Origin of the sequence: Polynucleobacter sp. JS-Polo-80-F4, from assembly GCF_018881965.1 — a bacterium.
Taxonomy (GTDB): domain Bacteria; phylum Pseudomonadota; class Gammaproteobacteria; order Burkholderiales; family Burkholderiaceae; genus Polynucleobacter.
Map to the genome: position 1 here is coordinate 141398 of NZ_JACVPI010000001.1, position 17182 is coordinate 158579.

General features: G+C 46.5%; 15 protein-coding genes. 5 read left to right on the forward strand and 10 right to left on the reverse strand.

Going from position 1 to position 17182, the window contains the following annotated elements:
* The gene (locus ICN20_RS00715) at positions 1–2313 is read right to left on the reverse strand and encodes a DNA translocase FtsK (RefSeq protein WP_216237404.1); all 2313 of its coding nucleotides are present in this window, start codon (positions 2311–2313) and stop codon (positions 1–3) included.
* Positions 2314–2352: 39 nt separating this feature from the next.
* On the opposite strand from ICN20_RS00715, the gene trxB reads away from it, so the two are divergent.
* Positions 2353–3309, forward strand: a complete 957-nt coding sequence (gene trxB / locus ICN20_RS00720; protein ID WP_216237406.1) for a thioredoxin-disulfide reductase — start codon at positions 2353–2355, stop codon at positions 3307–3309.
* 75 nt (positions 3310–3384) lie between these two features.
* Here trxB and ICN20_RS00725 read toward each other — a convergent pair whose 3' ends face one another.
* From ICN20_RS00725 to ICN20_RS00735, 3 genes are all read right to left on the reverse strand, one after another.
* Entirely contained in the window at positions 3385–3726 is a 342-nt protein-coding gene (locus tag ICN20_RS00725) for a DNA-binding transcriptional regulator (RefSeq protein ID WP_216237408.1), read from the reverse strand.
* Positions 3704–4012, reverse strand: a complete 309-nt coding sequence (locus tag ICN20_RS00730; protein ID WP_370624514.1) for a BrnT family toxin — start codon at positions 4010–4012, stop codon at positions 3704–3706. The genes ICN20_RS00725 and ICN20_RS00730 overlap by 23 nt, the downstream gene beginning before the upstream one ends.
* 70 nt (positions 4013–4082) lie before the next feature.
* On the reverse strand, positions 4083–6143 hold the full coding sequence (locus tag ICN20_RS00735; RefSeq protein ID WP_216237441.1) for a sodium-translocating pyrophosphatase: 2061 nt from the start codon (positions 6141–6143) through the stop codon (positions 4083–4085).
* A 194-nt stretch (positions 6144–6337) separates the two neighbouring features.
* Here ICN20_RS00735 and ppa point away from each other — a divergent pair, with 194 nt between their 5' ends.
* The 3 genes from ppa to glnK all read left to right on the forward strand — a co-directional run bounded on the left by ppa (position 6338) and on the right by glnK (position 8952).
* Positions 6338–6874 (forward strand): inorganic diphosphatase, encoded by a 537-nt coding sequence (gene ppa / locus ICN20_RS00740; RefSeq protein WP_216237447.1) that lies wholly within the window; start codon positions 6338–6340, stop codon positions 6872–6874.
* A 47-nt stretch (positions 6875–6921) separates the two neighbouring features.
* Positions 6922–8541: an NAD+ synthase gene (locus ICN20_RS00745; protein ID WP_216237448.1), complete on the forward strand. Its 1620-nt coding sequence runs from the start codon at positions 6922–6924 to the stop codon at positions 8539–8541.
* Between the two features lie 72 nt (positions 8542–8613).
* The gene (gene glnK / locus ICN20_RS00750) at positions 8614–8952 is read left to right on the forward strand and encodes a P-II family nitrogen regulator (protein ID WP_216237450.1); all 339 of its coding nucleotides are present in this window, start codon (positions 8614–8616) and stop codon (positions 8950–8952) included.
* Positions 8953–9011: 59 nt separating this feature from the next.
* Here glnK and ICN20_RS00755 read toward each other — a convergent pair whose 3' ends face one another.
* Both ICN20_RS00755 and ICN20_RS00760 read right to left on the reverse strand, forming a co-directional pair.
* Positions 9012–10052 carry a helix-turn-helix transcriptional regulator gene (locus ICN20_RS00755; RefSeq protein WP_216237453.1) on the reverse strand — a complete coding sequence of 347 codons (1041 nt, stop codon included), beginning with the start codon at positions 10050–10052 and terminating at the stop codon, positions 9012–9014.
* A 78-nt stretch (positions 10053–10130) separates the two neighbouring features.
* Positions 10131–10760: a response regulator transcription factor gene (locus ICN20_RS00760; RefSeq protein WP_216237455.1), complete on the reverse strand. Its 630-nt coding sequence runs from the start codon at positions 10758–10760 to the stop codon at positions 10131–10133.
* A gap of 229 nt (positions 10761–10989) precedes the next feature.
* Here ICN20_RS00760 and ilvD point away from each other — a divergent pair, with 229 nt between their 5' ends.
* Positions 10990–12681 (forward strand): dihydroxy-acid dehydratase, encoded by a 1692-nt coding sequence (ilvD, locus tag ICN20_RS00765; protein WP_216237458.1) that lies wholly within the window; start codon positions 10990–10992, stop codon positions 12679–12681.
* 77 nt (positions 12682–12758) lie between these two features.
* Here the strand turns inward: ilvD and ICN20_RS00770 are convergent, their stop codons facing one another.
* The 4 genes from ICN20_RS00770 to ICN20_RS00785 are packed head-to-tail and all read right to left on the reverse strand — an operon-like array spanning position 12759 to position 17161.
* Positions 12759–13244, reverse strand: coding sequence for a copper chaperone PCu(A)C (locus ICN20_RS00770; protein WP_216237466.1), 486 nt, complete (start codon positions 13242–13244; stop codon positions 12759–12761).
* A 34-nt stretch (positions 13245–13278) separates the two neighbouring features.
* Entirely contained in the window at positions 13279–13761 is a 483-nt protein-coding gene (locus ICN20_RS00775; protein WP_216237482.1) for a TlpA disulfide reductase family protein, read from the reverse strand.
* Complete coding sequence (locus ICN20_RS00780; RefSeq protein ID WP_216237484.1) at positions 13761–15008, reverse strand: sialidase family protein; 1248 nt, start codon at positions 15006–15008, stop codon at positions 13761–13763. The genes ICN20_RS00775 and ICN20_RS00780 overlap by 1 nt, the downstream gene beginning before the upstream one ends.
* Entirely contained in the window at positions 15008–17161 is a 2154-nt protein-coding gene (locus ICN20_RS00785; protein ID WP_216237487.1) for a TonB-dependent receptor, read from the reverse strand. The genes ICN20_RS00780 and ICN20_RS00785 overlap by 1 nt, the downstream gene beginning before the upstream one ends.
* Positions 17162–17182: the final 21 nt, after the last annotated feature.

Sequence of the window (17182 nt, forward strand, 5' to 3'; positions counted from 1 at the left end):
TTACTCTGAAGGGCGATGGAGGATCTCGCGATTGCCACCATTACCCATCTTGGATACGAGACCTGCTTTTTCCATATCTTCAAGCAGTCGTGCTGCGCGGTTGTAGCCGATACGCAAATGACGTTGCACCAATGAGATGGATGGGCGTTTATTTTCGAGAACAATCGCTACTGCTTGATCGTAAAGCGGGTCAGCTTCGCCGCCGCCCTCGCCAGTTAATGCATCCACATTGGACTCATCTGCACCTTCGAGAACGCCATCAATGTAATTGGCTTCGCCCTTCTCTTTGAGCCACTCAACAACGCGATGCACTTCATCATCAGATACAAATGCGCCGTGCACACGCACTGGCAAGCCAGTGCCTGGTGCCATATAAAGCATGTCGCCCATACCAAGTAACGCTTCCGCACCCTGCTGATCCAAAATCGTACGGCTATCAATTTTTGAGCTTACTTGGAAGGAGATACGGGTTGGTACGTTGGCTTTAATCAAACCGGTAATCACGTCCACGCTTGGACGTTGTGTCGCTAATACCAAATGAATACCTGCAGCACGCGCCTTTTGCGCAATACGTGCGATGAGCTCTTCAATCTTCTTACCAGACACCATCATCAAGTCAGCTAACTCATCGATCACAATAACGATGACTGGCGCTTTGTAAATTGGCTCTGGATCATCCGGTGTCAAGCTAAATGGATTGGTGAGCTTCTCACCCTTCTCTTCTGCTTCGGCAATCTTCTTATTAAAGCCGGCTAAGTTACGCACACCAAACTTACTCATCAGTTTGTAGCGACGCTCCATCTCATTCACGGCCCAATTAAGAGCGTTATAAGCCTGCTTCATATCCGTAACTACTGGGCACAACAAATGCGGAATCTTGTCGTAAATTGCCATCTCCAGCATCTTCGGATCAATCATAATCAAACGCACTTCATCAGGCTTAGCCTTGAAGAGTAGCGATAGGATCATGGCATTGATGCCTACAGACTTACCTGCGCCGGTGGTACCCGCAACCAAGCAGTGCGGCATCTTTGCCAAGTCAGCCACCATTGGACTACCAGAGATATCTTTACCTAAAGCGAGTGTCAGCAATGAGTGGTTGTCGTTATAGACCTGAGAGGTCAGAATCTCTGACAAGTAAACAGACTGACGTGTTGGATTTGGTAATTCCAAAGCCATACAAGTTTTGCCGGGAATCGTTTCTACAACACGCATACTCACTACACCGAGTGAGCGGGCTAAGTCGCGTGACAGATTGACAATCTGACTACCCTTCACACCAATCGCTGGATCTATCTCGTAGCGGGTCACTACAGGGCCAGGGTATGCCGCAATTACAGTAACTTGAACGTTGAACTCCGCTAACTTGCGTTCGATTAAGCGAGAGGTAAATTCCAATACATCTGCAGAGATCGTTTCTTTTGCTTCAGGGACTGGATCAAGCAATGCCAGTGGTGGCAATTCTGAATCAGGAATATCTACAAACAAAGGTTGTTGCTTCTCACGCTCTACACGAGCACTCTTTGGGATCTCTATAGGAGCGCGCACGATTTGCACTGGCGCAGCAACTTCAACGCGCCCACGAAACTCTTCCACAAATTCTTCGCGTTCTTCAGCCGCAGCTTCGCCCAACTTGCGATCTTCTTCGCTATCACGACGCTCTCGAATGCGGTGATAAGTGACCTCTAAGAAGCGCCCTACTTTTTCAGCAACATCCAACCAGGAAAAATGCAGGAATAAAGATAGGCCCGCGCACAGACCGAACAGTAAAACTAAGGTCGAGCCGGTAAATCCGAGAGACATTTGCAGGGGATCGCCAATGAGCTCACCCAAAATGCCACCAGGCGGCCTAGGGAGCTGCCAGGACAACGAATGCATCCGAATGGACTCCAAGCCCATGCTGCAGACCAAAGTCAGGCCAAAGCCCAACCAACGCATCAATAGAGAGTCTGGCTTGGCATCTGGATCAGGGGGTAATGGAATGCTCCACAGCTCACGCCAGCCATTGAGGACGCGGCGGCCAAACAAGGCAACCCACCAAAAGGCAGAAATACCAAAGATATACAGCATTAAATCGGCTAAATAGGCCCCAAAACGGCCCCCTAAGTTCTTAGGAGCCTCAAAACTGGCATGGGACCAGGCTGGGTCGGCCTTGGAATATGTGAGCAAAATAGCAAATAAGCCTAGGCAAAGTGCTAGGGAGATGAACCAGCGAGCCTCTAATAGGAGGCGGGGCATCCGGCCCTGACCACCGTTCTCTGGGGGCTGGGGGCTCAAAGGAGCCTTGGACTTCGGGTATGAGGTTCTTGCCATGTTCTACCGATTGTAATCAAGCAAAACTATAATTTGAACATGACTACAAATACCCCAAAACACTCCAAAGTTCTGATCCTCGGATCTGGCCCTGCTGGCTATACAGCCGCTGTCTACGCTGCCCGTGCCAATTTAAACCCTACCCTCATTACTGGGCTGGCTCAAGGCGGTCAATTAATGACCACTACAGACGTGGAAAACTGGCCAGCGGATGCTGATGGCGTCCAAGGCCCAGAGCTCATGGATCGCTTTTTAAAGCATGCTGAGCGCTTTAATACTGAAATCATTTTTGATCATATTCATACGGCAGCCCTTACAGAAAAGCCCATTCGCTTGGTTGGTGATTCCGGAACCTATACCTGCGATGCTTTGATTATTTCTACTGGCGCCTCCGCTCAATACATTGGCTTACCAAGTGAAGAAGCATTCATGGGTCGCGGCGTTTCTGGTTGCGCAACTTGCGATGGCTTCTTTTACCGCAATCAAGATGTTTGCGTAGTGGGCGGCGGTAATACTGCAGTTGAAGAAGCACTCTACCTCACTGGCATTGCCAAAAAAGTCACCGTGATTCATCGTCGCGATAAATTCCGCGCTGAGCCAATCTTGAATGATCGCTTGATGGCGAAAGTTGCTGAAGGCAAAGTAGAGCTCAAATTGAACGCCACTCTCGATGAAGTACTTGGCGATGAAAAAGGTGTCACTGGCGTACGCATTAAGAAACAAGATGGCAGCACTGAAGATTTGGCTGTGACTGGTGCCTTTATTGCGATTGGCCATAAACCAAATACAGACCTTTTTGTTGGTCAGCTCGATATGAACAACGGCTACCTCAAGACCCATTCAGGACTTGAAGGCAATGCCACTGCCACCAATATCCCTGGTGTATTTGCAGCCGGCGACGTACAAGACCACATCTACCGTCAAGCGATTACCAGCGCTGGCACAGGTTGTATGGCTGCATTGGATGCGCAGCGTTACTTGGAAACTTTGGAATAAGAGTTTTAGAAATTAAGTAAGTAGCTGAGCAATAAAAAACGCCTAGCAATGCTAGGCGTTTTTGTTTGAGGTTTCTTATACGCTTAAGGCTAGCAAAGCCACCTCAGGCGCACGATCCAATATTTTTAGCAGCGCCTTTGCTGCGCCTGTAGGACTTCTTTTTCCCTGCTCCCAATTTCGAATGGTTTCTAAAGAAACTTCTATACGATTTGAGAACTCTTGTTGAGATAGGCCAATCCGTTCACGAACTCGCTTTGCATACTTTGCAGCATCTTGTATGGCTTCGTCATCGTCTTGCTGTTGGTGTAGCTTTATGAGGCGCTCAGAAGTTGCATCCAATAGCCTCTTATTTACAGCCCCCTTGGGGAAGCTTTTTGGGTTATTTAGATCAACGCTAACTCGTACTATTTTTTTCATATCGTTTGACCTCCCTGTTATTAGCTTTCCTTGCAGAAATAATTCTGATGGCCTTTACCCTTCTGGTGAACACAACTACAAAGACTCGTTTATCAATTGCTCCGATTGCGCGATACCGCTCTTCCCCGTAATCCCATCTTTGGTCATGCTCAATAAATATCGTAGGATCTTTGAAAATTGATATCACATATGCAAAATCAAAATTTCGAGAGATCTGGCATGAGTTACTTTTAGCCAAATCCCATTCAAAATCCATTAACACTATGGTAGGCCATTGGCCTACCATAGTCAAGTGATTTCAAAATAGAAAAACGCCTAGCAATGCTAGGCGTTTTTGTTTGTTGCGGTTTTATTGCTTAACGTGAGATCACTGGCAAGAGTGGCACGATAAGCAATGCCACAATGTTAATGATCTTGATCAGCGGGTTCACAGCAGGACCTGCAGTATCTTTGTAAGGGTCACCTACGGTATCACCAGTTACTGCAGCTTTATGGGCTTCAGAACCTTTACCGCCGTAGTTACCTTCTTCGATATATTTCTTCGCATTGTCCCAAGCACCACCACCGGTACACATCGAGATCGCTACAAACAAGCCGGTCACAATCGTACCCATGAGCAAGCCACCCAATGCAGCAGGCCCTAACAAGAGGCCAACCACGATAGGCGCAACCACTGGCAAGAGTGAAGGAATGATCATTTCTTTAATAGCAGCTGAAGTGAGCATGTCCACTGCTTTGCCGTACTCAGGCTTAGCAGTGCCTTCCATGATTCCAGGGATATCGCGGAACTGACGACGCACTTCTTCCACCACTGCGCCAGCGCAACGACCAACAGCCTCCATCGCCATCGCACCGAATAAGTAAGGAATCATGCCGCCGATAAACAAGCCAATGATCACCATGTGGTTAGACAAGTCAAAAGACACTTGCTGACCAATACTCTCTAAAGCATGGGTGTAGTCGGCAAAGAGTACGAGTGATGCCAAACCAGCTGAACCAATCGCATAGCCTTTGGTAACTGCTTTAGTAGTGTTACCAACTGCATCCAATGGATCAGTAATGTCGCGAACTGATTGTGGCAAGCCGGCCATCTCTGCAATACCACCAGCATTATCTGTAATTGGACCGTATGCATCGAGTGCAACCACAATGCCTGCCATCGACAACATGGCTGTTGCTGCAATGGCAATACCGTACAAACCAGCCAACCAATACGCTGCAAAAATCGCTGCGCATACAAACAGCACTGGATAAGCAGTCGACTTCATCGAGATACCTAGACCAGCAATAATGTTGGTGCCATGACCTTTAGTGGAAGCTTCAGCAATATGTTGCACTGGCTTAAACTGGGTACCGGTGTAGTACTCGGTAATCCATACTAATCCAGCAGTTAGCAACAAGCCTACTACGGTTGAACCAAACAAGCGCCACTGGCTACCTGGGATACCCAAGGCATCGTCCGGCATGATGAAGTTGGTTACGAAATAGAAGGCAATCAGTGATAAACCACCAGCAATGATCAAGCCCTTATATAAAGCAGGCATCACATTTTTCATACCTGGGGTTGCTTTTACAAATGAGCAACCAATAATCGAAGCGATGATAGAAACACCGCCAAGGACTAATGGATAAATAATGGCAGCGACTGGCGCGCCAGTAACCATGAGCGAACCTAAGACCATGGTTGCAATCAAAGTCACTGCATAAGTTTCGAATAAGTCTGCTGCCATACCAGCGCAGTCACCAACGTTATCGCCCACGTTATCAGCAATCACCGCAGGATTACGCGGATCATCTTCCGGGATCCCGGCTTCAACTTTGCCAACTAAGTCAGCGCCAACGTCTGCGCCCTTAGTAAAGATGCCACCACCTAAACGGGCGAAGATCGAAATCAAAGAAGAACCGAATGCCAAACCAATCAAAGGATGCAATACAGAAGTGAGGTCTTGTCCTGCGCCAATTGATACCAGGAACATAAAGAACAAACCAACACCCAAGAGTCCAAGGCCAACTACCAACATGCCGGTAATCGCGCCACCTTTGAAAGCAACGTTCAAAGCTTCGTTCATGCCTTTGGTGGCTGCTTCTGCTGTACGAACGTTTGCCTTGACGGAGACATTCATACCAATGAAGCCGCAAGCGCCAGAAAGAACGGCGCCAATGACAAAGCCAATCGCGGTTGCAAAATCCAGGAAGAGCGCCATCAGAATGGTTAAAACCACCCCAACAATGGCAATCGTTTTATATTGGCGCGACAAGTAGGCTGCCGCACCCTGCTGAATCGCCTCAGCAATTTCTTGCATCTTGGCATTACCCGTACTTTGCTTCAAGATCCAGCCGCGCATCACAAAACCGTAAATCACGGCTAGGACACCGCACGCCAAGGCAAAATACAAGCCTAAAGTGACATTACTCATGCTTGAACTCCCTAAAGTTAATGATTTGTTAATCATTTGTTAATCTTTATTGTTTTGCATAACCTGCACTTAGGTAGACCTGGTTTCCGAAAGCTTTAAACTATGGTCTTTAAGCTGTACCAGTATGTAGCAGAATCACCCCTGCGCCCCCTCAGTAGGATCAGGGTATTTACTAATCACTATTCGGAGTATTTATGAGTCTCGACAAAGTTAAGCCAGGTAAAAAGATCCCTGAAAGCTTCAACGTCATTATTGAAATCCCAATGAACGCTGATCCAGTGAAGTATGAAGTGGATAAAGAGTCTGGCGCAATTTTCGTTGACCGATTTATGGGCACTGCAATGCACTACCCATGCAACTACGGCTACATCAATAAAACGATTGCTGGTGATGGTGACCCTGTTGACGTTCTCGTAATTACTCCATTCCCACTCATTCCAGGTGTAGTTGTTTCATGCCGCGCAATTGGCGTATTGCAAATGGAAGATGAAGGCGGTGAAGATGCCAAATTATTGGCCGTCCCAGAAGACAAAATTTTACCTATCTATACCCACTGGCAAAAACCAGAAGATATGAACCCATTACGCTTGAATCAAATTCAACACTTCTTCGAGCACTACAAAGACCTCGAAGCAGGTAAATGGGTAAAAGTAAGAGGCTGGGGTGGCGTTGCTGATGCTCATAAAGAAATTCTTGAGGGCATCGAGCGTTACAACAAAGAGCACGCTTAATTTAGTATTTATTTAAATAGTTATTAGTAAAGGCTTTGTGAGTCGGAGTGAGCGCACAGAAAATTGCTTTAGCCCAAATCAACCCATTACTGGGTGATTTGGCTGGCAACGCGCAACTCATTCACAAAGCCGCCGTCGATGCCTATTCTCAAGGTGCCAAACTCGTAGTAACCCCAGAGCTTTCGCTCACCGGCTATCCCCCAGAAGATTTATTGCTCCGCCCTGCTTTTATTGAAGCGGCTCAATTACAGCTCGAGCTCTTAATAAAAGAGTTCGCTCAGTATTCCGATCTGACAGTCATTGTCGGTCACCCCAAACAAACATCTACAGGTTTGCAAAACTACGCCTCCGTTTTACGAAATGGCAAAGTGATTGCAGGCTACGCCAAACAAGAATTGCCTAATCATGAAGTATTCGATGAAGTGCGTTACTTCGTGCCAGGCAATCAAGCCTGCGTATTTGAATGCGAAGGTATTCACTATGGCCTGATCTTGTGTGAAGACGCCTGGCATTCAGGTCCGGCTAAACAAGCGCACGCTGCTGGAGCACAGGTATTGCTAGTTCCAAATGCGTCGCCCTACCACCTCAAAAAAGAGGTGCTTCGCATTGAAGTGCTGCGTGGGCATATTGCACAAACCAATATGCCACTGGTTTACGTCAATGCAGTAGGCGGTCAAGATGAATTGGTGTTTGATGGTGGCTCATTTGCACTCAATAGTCGCGGTGAAGCTGTCATGGCAATGCCCCAATTTGAAACAGGCTTAGGTTTCGTTACAGTCTCGCCTTCTGGCGAGCTGGAAAAGGGCTTAATCACCCCACCCCAATCAGTCGAGGCACAGGCCTACCAAGCACTTGTCCTGGGCGTACGTGACTATGTCACTAAAAATCGCTTCCCTGGCGTGATTATTGGCTTATCTGGCGGCGTAGATTCAGCCTTAGTGCTCGCCATTGCAGTGGATGCCCTCGGCGCCGATAGAGTTCGTACAGTCATGATGGCCTCACGCTATACCGCCGACATCTCCTGGATCGACGCACGTGAGATGGCGCAAAACTTGGGCGTGCAATACGATGAGATTCCGATTAGTGCTCCGGTAGACGCTTTAGAAGCTTCACTTGCTGAGCAATTTAAAGGTTTGAGTGTTGATGCTACCGAAGAGAATATTCAAGCACGTGTGCGCGGCACTTTACTCATGGCCCTTTCCAATAAAACCGGTCGATTAGTTTTGACAACCGGCAACAAGAGTGAAATGGCCGTAGGCTATTGCACTCTCTACGGAGACATGGCTGGTGGCTTTGCAGTGATTAAAGATATTGCCAAAACTTTGGTATATCGCCTATGCGCTTATCGCAATAGTATTGGGGATGTCATTCCGGAGCGAATCTTAACTCGCGCCCCTTCTGCAGAATTACGCCCAGATCAAAAAGACCAAGATAGCCTACCCTCCTACGAGGTGTTGGATGGGATTGTTGAGCGCTACATGGAGCAAAACCAATCGATTGTACAAATCATTGCCGCAGGCTTTGATCCCGAGAGCGTAGAAAAGGTGACTCGCCTGATCAAACTGAATGAATATAAGCGTCGCCAAGCGCCTCCGGGGGTCCGTGTAACTACTCGCGCCTTTGGACGGGATTGGCGATACCCAATCACTTCACAATTTAGAGCCTAGATGCCCAAAAACTGCCGGATTTTTGGCAAGTCATTCCAGTTCTAGGTATGATTACTCCATTAGGGGGAATAAATGAAATTAATTACATCCATCATTAAGCCGTTCAAGCTCGACGAAGTCCGCGAAGCATTAGCTGAAGTTGGCGTTACCGGCCTAACCGTTACCGAAGTGAAGGGTTTTGGTCGTCAAAAAGGCCATACTGAACTCTATCGTGGCGCTGAATACGTTGTCGATTTTTTGCCTAAGGTAAAGGTAGAGGCCGTGGTTGCTGATGACCGCGTTGAAACTGCTATAGAAGCGATCACCAAAGCCGCACGTACCGGCAAGATTGGTGACGGCAAGATTTTTGTTACTGCAGTAGAACAGGTGATTCGTATTCGTACCGGTGAAACCGATAACGCAGCTGTATAACACTAGCTTTAATGTAATAGCAAATGCAGCGACTTAACGAGTCGCTGTTTTTATTTGGATTAACGTAACTGAGAGTCTGAAGCTGTTGATGGAGTTATTGGCTGAATGATTTCAGCTGGCTCCAAAAGAATGGTTTTGCCAGTCGTATTGCCGATGCGCACCTTTGCACCCTGGAAGTACAAATCCACCTGATTTAATCCGCTAGTAAGCACCTTTAATGGCGGCTTACCGAAGACGCTCACACCAACACCAGGCTCCAAAGTTTTGTTCTGGGTCTTGCCAGTAGCATCGACTACGCAAACTGTTTGAGCAGTCTTTGATTGTAGGTAGACCATATCGCCGGCCTTTTTAGGCGCTTCAGGCTTGTAATTGATCACTGAGGCATCTGTAGGCGGGCATTCGGCAGAAACTGTTACAGGAACGATTTCTGGCGCTATTGCTGGGGCTGACTTTGCGTCAGCTACGGCGTCCGGCGGCGCAGGCTCTGGAGCCACCTCTTGAATGATGACTACTTCCTCTTTTGCTGGCTCAGGAAAAAATAAAGGGCGTAAGTTCACTACAGAAAAAATAACCGCTGCACCAATTGCTAATAGTAGGAAGAGTTTCTTTTTAGGGTCAGCTGAAGATTTTGACTTTACTCTATAGTCAAGAATGCTTTCAGAGATTTTGCTTGCGCTGACCTTTTCAGGTTTTGGGTCAGGGGCTTTTACTGCTGCAGTTGGCTCTTGCTGTTCTTTTGATGCTTTTGCCTGTTCTGTTTCTTTTGCTTTTTCAGGCTTTGCTTTTTTTTCTACTGCAGAGGCTTTTGTCTCCTCCTGCAATTTCACTTCGACTTCCGCTGCTTTGGCGGGTTGCGCAATTCCAGAAAAATCAAATGCCTCTTCTGGGGTCAGCTTTAATAGACCAGCTACTTTTTTTGCTGCCGTAAATTTAACTTGGTCACCATAGAAACTACTGCTGTCGCCATTTTCAATCTGCTCAATTTGACGAACAGAGAGGCAAGCCATGCCCGATAAATCTTTCGTGCTTAAACCAAGACTTTCTCTAGCCTTGGTAAATGCCTCTTTACGAATCTCAGGAAGTTTGGCTGGTTTATTCACTGCGCAGCAACCGTCTCATATAGAAATAATAAGATTGATAGTAATACCAAAATGGTGCAAGGGTAATTAGCTACAAAGCTAAGTGCTTAAAGGATGATTCTCAAGATCGGACTCTAGATACTTCTTCACCAATACCTGGAGAGAATCCGCATGCATTTTGTCCATCACTCTGGCTTTATGAACCTTAATTGTGGCATCCGTGGTTCCTAGCTTTACAGCGATATCTTTGTTTAAAAGCCCTTTAACGAGCCATCCACAAACTTCACGCTCTCTCGGGGTCAAACTTTCGTAAGCCTTCTTGGCCTCAACATCCAATGAAACACGCTTAAGCTGACGGCTATCAAACTCAATCGCATCTGCAACCGCCTTTAAGAGCTCTTCTAAATTAAATGGCTTGAATAGGAAATCTAAGGCCCCCTTCTTGAGGCCCTGAACGATTTGGTGGGGGTGACTTTGACCGCTAACAAACACAATAGGTGTCTTGCGACCATGTTTCTGGAGTTTTTCCTGTAGATCTAGACCGCTCATATCCGGCATCTGCATATCTAACAAAATGACAGCAGGTGACACAGGCACTGATTTTTCCAAGAAAACAGTGGCAGATGCATAGTCATCAACGAGGTAGCCCAATTCACGCAGCATTCTGGACAGAGAAATGCGCATTGACTCATCATCATCAATTAGGTAAATATGGCCGACTTTAGTCATTGAATTCAAAGGAAAAGTTATTAATAACTTAATGTACTGCAGCGTCTTTCACTAAGCTATTAGCTGTCTAGCTAACATTTAGATCTAAATCAATGATTTCATTGGTATATTTATATTGCATTGCAACATAAAGAATGGGTTGGGAGACTCATTGCATCTTAGCCACCCCGGAACCCATCTCACGGCACAATAGAGCCTTTCGACACAAACCTTTTCTGGAGTAATAAGCATGAAACGCCTAAATGAACGCTCGCGCATGGTCACCGAAGGGGTCGCTCGCGCACCTAATCGTTCGATGTATTACGCAATGGGTTACGAAGAAAAGGATTTCGTAAAGCCAATGGTTGGCGTTGCGAATGGTCACTCCACCATTACTCCTTGCAACAGTGGATTACAAAAATTAGCTGATGCTGCTGTTAATGCTTTAGAGGCAGCTGGCGCAAAAGCACAAGTGTTTGGTACGCCAACAGTTTCTGATGGTATCGGCATGGGCACCGAGGGTATGAAATACTCGCTCGTCTCACGCGAAGTGATTGCTGACAGTATTGAAGTTTGTGTAAATGGCCTTTGGCAAGATGGTGTTGTCGTCATTGGTGGTTGCGATAAAAATATGCCAGGTGGCATGATGGCTTTAGCGCGTACCAATGTACCGGGCATCTATGTCTATGGCGGCACGATCAAGCCAGGTCATTACAAGGGCAAGGAACTCAATATTGTTTCTGCATTTGAAGCGGTAGGTGAATTTACATCTGGTCGATTGAGTGAAGAAGATTTAAAAGGTGTTGAACAACACGCCTGTCCTGGTAGCGGATCTTGTGGCGGCATGTACACAGCAAACACCATGAGCTCTTCATTTGAGGCTTTAGGCATGAGCTTGCCCTACTCCTCTACGATGGCCAACGTTGATGAAGAGAAGGTAGTGAGCGCCGCTGAATCAGCACGCGTCCTGGTTGAGGCTGTAAAAAATAACCTTCGTCCACGCGACATCATTACTAAAAAATCCATCGAGAATGCAGTTAGCGTGATCATGGCAGTTGGTGGATCTACCAATGCAGTGTTGCATTTCTTGGCCATTACCAGCGCTGCTGAAATCGATTGGACGATTGATGACTTTGAGCGTATTCGTAAACGTGTTCCAGTGATCGTGGATATGAAACCATCTGGCACTTATCTTGCAACTGATCTGCATCAAGCTGGTGGCATTCCACAAGTCATGAAGATTTTGCTCGATGGTGGTTTACTCCATGGCGATTGCATGACTATTACTGGTAAAACTATTGCTGAAGTATTAAAGGATGTGCCATCCGTACCACGCGCTGATCAAAAAGTGATTCGTACTTTAGATAATCCTTTGTACAAGCAAGGTCACTTAGCCATTCTCAAGGGCAATATCTCCCCTGAGGGTTGTGTAGCCAAGATTACTGGCCTCAAGAATCCGTCTATTACTGGTCCTGCACGTGTCTTTGATTCTGAAGATGATGCAATGGCAGCGATCATGGCGCAAAAGATCAAAGATGGCGACATCGTTGTGATTCGTTATGAAGGCCCTAAAGGCGGTCCTGGCATGCGCGAGATGCTTGCCCCAACCTCAGCCCTTGTTGGTCAAGGCTTAGGCGAGTCTGTTGGTCTTATCACCGATGGTCGCTTCTCTGGTGGAACTTGGGGCATGGTTGTTGGTCACGTGGCTCCTGAGGCTTATGTAGGCGGTACGATTGCCCTCATTCATGAAGGCGACTCTGTGACGATCGATGCGCACAAGTTATTGATTCAGTTGAACGTGGATGAAGCAGAAATTGCGAAGCGTCGTGCAGCTTGGGTTCAACCCAAGCCACGCTATACGCGCGGCCTGCTGGCTAAATATGCAAGCCTCGCAAGCAGTGCTAGCAAAGGAGCGGTAACGGATTTAGATTTAAAAATCTAAATGACTTGATCGCCCTTGCTAAAAAGCCCCTAAGTAACACTAGGGGCTTTTTTAATTCTTCTGTTACTTCGCATTACTTAGTGTTTCATTGCTCCACCATGGCCAGCACTCATTGGATTTACTGGCATTTTCACATCAACCTCACCCGCTTTAGCAAACTTCAATTTCACAGGCACAGTTTCACCGGCAGTTAAAGGTGCTTTGATGTTCATGAACATGAGATGCAAACCACCTGGCTTTAACTCAACGGCACCGCCTGCTGGTAATGCAATGTCCTTTACCTGACGCATCTTCATGATGTTCCCGTCCATTGCCATTTCATGCAATTGCACTTCACCAGCAACTGGTGAGCTTGCCGAAATAAGTTGATCGGCAGAGCCTTTATTTTCAATCTTCATAAAGCCGCCAGCAACCTGCTGACCTGGTACTGTGGCACGTGTATAGGCATCCTCAATCCTGATTGCATTGGTAGTCACGGTTTTAGAAACCCCTTGCGAAAAGACGCTGCCAGTGATCGCTACACCAGCAACAATCAATAGTGTTTTTAATAGAGTGGCTTTCATTTCATACTCTCCTAGTAAGGGATCATTAATTTAATTACGATTTAATAGCTAATAAACTTTGCAGTTTCTGAAAATCAACCAAGCCCGTTTTACGAGTGGCTTTACCGCTCTTATCAATCACGATGGTTGTTGGCGTTTCACCATGCCACTGCGGATCAATCTCAAATCTCACACGCTCATCAAATGGTGCGGCAATGTAATAGTTATTTGCTTTATCAAGTCCAGCCTTATTCAGCATTTTTTTCATTGAATCTTGGGATACATCATCAACCTGAATAAAAACTATCTTTGTATTTGGATTCTTCTTCAAGAACTGCCCCCACTGCGGCATCTCTTTCACACACGACGGACAGGTGACACCCCAAAAATGGACCGCTAGCGGTGCTCCATTTTCAGTCTTTGTGATGGATTTCCAATCCCCAGTTTGATAAGGCTTCAAAGTGACTGTATCGGCCAGTGCTGACCCAGTGATAAAAAGGAATACAGCGGCGAGAATAGAAAGCCAAGATAGCTTCATTACTGTTGTCCAATACTCATTAATTGATAACCATCATCGCGAGTCAACCAAGATAAAAATACCTCTTGACCTCGCGATAACAACAGAGGGTGATCGCTATACCCTGCTGTACTGAATAACATTTTAGGTGAACTCCACGTACTGCCATCATCGATAGACTCTTTAAGGTATGCCGATGACTTATTCCCATCAAATTCCTTCCAAACTAGCCAAACCTTTTGCCCTGATGAGTATAAATAGGGCCTAGAAACATTGGCGCCTTCAGAACCCACCCTACTAGGCTTTGAATAACTGATGCCTTGGTTACTAGAGTTAGCGTAAAACACGCCTGAGCGCTTGCTACCTTGGGTATACCAGGCAACGTGAAATTTTCCTACTCCAGAAACTGTAATAGATGGCCCATGATGTGGACAAGCATCTGTTTTCCAATCGTCATCAGCCACACGACGAATAGGCTGCGCACCTTTTTCTGAAATTACCTGGGTTGCATGATCTCGAATACCTCCGGGGAATATGGCGCGGTACGCCACTACTGGACTGCCTTTTGGATCAAGGCCACCTGCAATGCGACAGCATTCGCAACTACTCTCATTAGCGAAGCGCTCTGGCTGGAAGCTATTACCACCATCCTGAGAGAAAGAATACGCAATCGAGCCACCTAAACGTTTCTCGCCACCCTGCTTTGCAGCGGCTACCAAACGCTTATCAATCCAAGATATAAAGATTGAATCGTCTGGTTTAATCAATACCGAGGGAAAGCGTTGGCTAGAGCCATCCTTTACCAAAGACACTGGAGGGGTAAAAGTTTTACCTTCATCAATCGAGCGAGCGGTATTAATTTGCGCGTTCCAGTTGGCATCTTTAAAGAACGCATAAGCTAAAAATACATTACCTTGCTTATCGGCCACAATTTGTGGGCGAGCATCAGCGCCGGCATCCAATGACTTGCCATGCTCTGCAATTTTGACTGGGGGTGAGAATGACTTTCCAAGGTCAGCAGATTGAGCAACCGATACCACTCCATTGGCAGTCCATGAAAGCAACAACTTCCCATCCGATGTAAAAAACGGTGTAGCAGCGTTGGCACACTCTAGGCCAGCGCTCAGACAGATATTCTTAGACTTTGAACCAGTCATCGACGAATGATCCATTTGCATTTGCGCACGCACACCAAAACTCAGCACACCCATTAGGAGTGCACTAAGCAAAGCTGGACGGCTCAAAGAGCGAATAAGTGGATTTGCCATTAGAAGATGATACGTGCACCCACAGAAATTGCTTGGGGCATACCCACAATGTAGCTGGAATTGTTGCTACCGGTACCAAATGTAATGTACTGGCGATTAAACAAGTTCACTGCAGATGCATAAACAGTGGCATTTTTAGTTACTTCGTAGTTAGCACGCAAACCAACAACTGTATAAGCTGCCACGGGTAAGGTATTGGAGGTATTCAGCCAAGAGCTGCCGACATAACGGACTGTTGCAGTCAAACTAGCTTGCGGCACTGGGTAATACGTTAAACCTCCACCAGCAATGTTTTGAGGTACGCCTCCCACCTGTTTATTGGTTGGGTCACTAGTTGCACTCATGGTCAATTTGGTACTTGTAAACGCATAGTTCATATCCGTAGCCCACTGCGAACTAATGTCGTGGTGGAACTGAAACTCAATACCTTGACTCAAGAGATTTTGCTTATTCGTGTAGTAACTTAGACTTTGCGCTGAAGCGCAAGCGCCATACTGACTATTCTGCCCAGTCCAAACAGTAGATGCGCCACACAATTGCTGAGCCAGCGCCTTATCAGTAGCGCTACTCGTAGAAAGACTGTAACTTGCAACTGCATTTTGAATGTAATTATTAAATGCGGTCAACTGGGCAAAGCCACCCTTCCAACGATAGTCTGTCCCAACCTCATAGCCCGTCATTGTTTCAGGCGTGAGGTTTGGATTCGCAAAAGAATAGCCATTGCCCGAACCATAACTACGAAGCGTGTTGTTCATTCCGGGGGCATGAAAAGCTTGATAAGCCGCAGATCGCAGATCCCAATCTTGATTCATCTTGTACAACAAGCCTAGGGTAGGACTAAATTGCGTCTTACTTTGACTAGGGACATTTTGATAAACAGGATTTGCACCATTCGACCCCGCATTGTAATTAGTGGGGGTTTGGCTATTCCACTGATCAATACGCGCCGCTAAAGTTGTTTCCAACGGAAATGACTCAGCCTTCGATTTCAACTGCCCCATCAAGCCGTAGAAGGTTTGCTGGCCTTGGGCATAGTTCACTGCTGACGAAACACCATTAGAAAGTAAGTTATTGGTTTGGTTTGAACCGGCAATATTCCGTGCATCAACCCCCACTACATACTGATCAATCAATCCTACTGTCTCTTGCGTGTATTGAGCAGAGGCACCTACAGTGTTGTAGGGGTCTTTGTAATTGGCATTGATATAGGGCGTGTTGGCTGGAATATTATTTGACCGAGTAGTTGTGGTCGAGCCATTCTGCTTATTAAAGCCCGTATTCATATAAAAGAAATTGACATCCACCTTTGACTTGTCATCTAGGCGGGTAGTTGTTCCGCCAGCCAAATCCGTTTCTTGCATGATATTGGTTGCAAAAGAATAGCCTGAAGAGAGGTCAGACATCGTGTGATACCCAAGACGGAAGAAACCATTCGTGTCTTGAGTAGCCTTGAAATAGCCCTGCATCCTCACGTTGGAGTTATGGGAAGCGGCATCGCCCTGACCGTTCTTAATACTGGTTGGAGATGCGGGTGAGATGGTTGCAATATTTTGATAGCCATCGGTATTGAAGTAATCAGCCGAGAATCGAAGTTGAAGATTTTCAGAAGCAATCAGATCCTTGGAAGCTGCTACGTTACCAGTACCAAATGCACCATAACTTGCTGATACTTCTTGCTGACTATTGACTGGTGTTTTGGTCTTGATGTTAATTACACCACCCATGCCGTAGTTACCCCACAGACTAGATACACCACCACGAATAAACTCAACTGAGTCAATCGAAGACATGGGAACCAAGTTCCACTGCACCGTTCCATAAAATGCATCATTAGCAGGAACGCCATCAATCAGCACCAAAGTTCTGGCATTACCAAGACCACGCACGTTAATACTCTGTCCGGTTGGATCCTTTTGGTAATAAGGCGTGTCATTCAAAATAACGCCTGGTACGTTCTTTAAGATTTGATCAATGGTTTGATCCGGAGCGACTTCCAGAGCCTCTTTAGTCAGAACCGTTGTATTGAGAGGGATCTCATCTAATGACGTACCAGAACGGGTGGCCGTTACGGTAACGCTCTTGAGTTTCTGATCGTAGTCAGGTGGCGGCGCAATTTGCGCTTGCGCATTAAAGAGCGCTAATCCAAAAAGCATGCCTATGCATGCACTGATTTT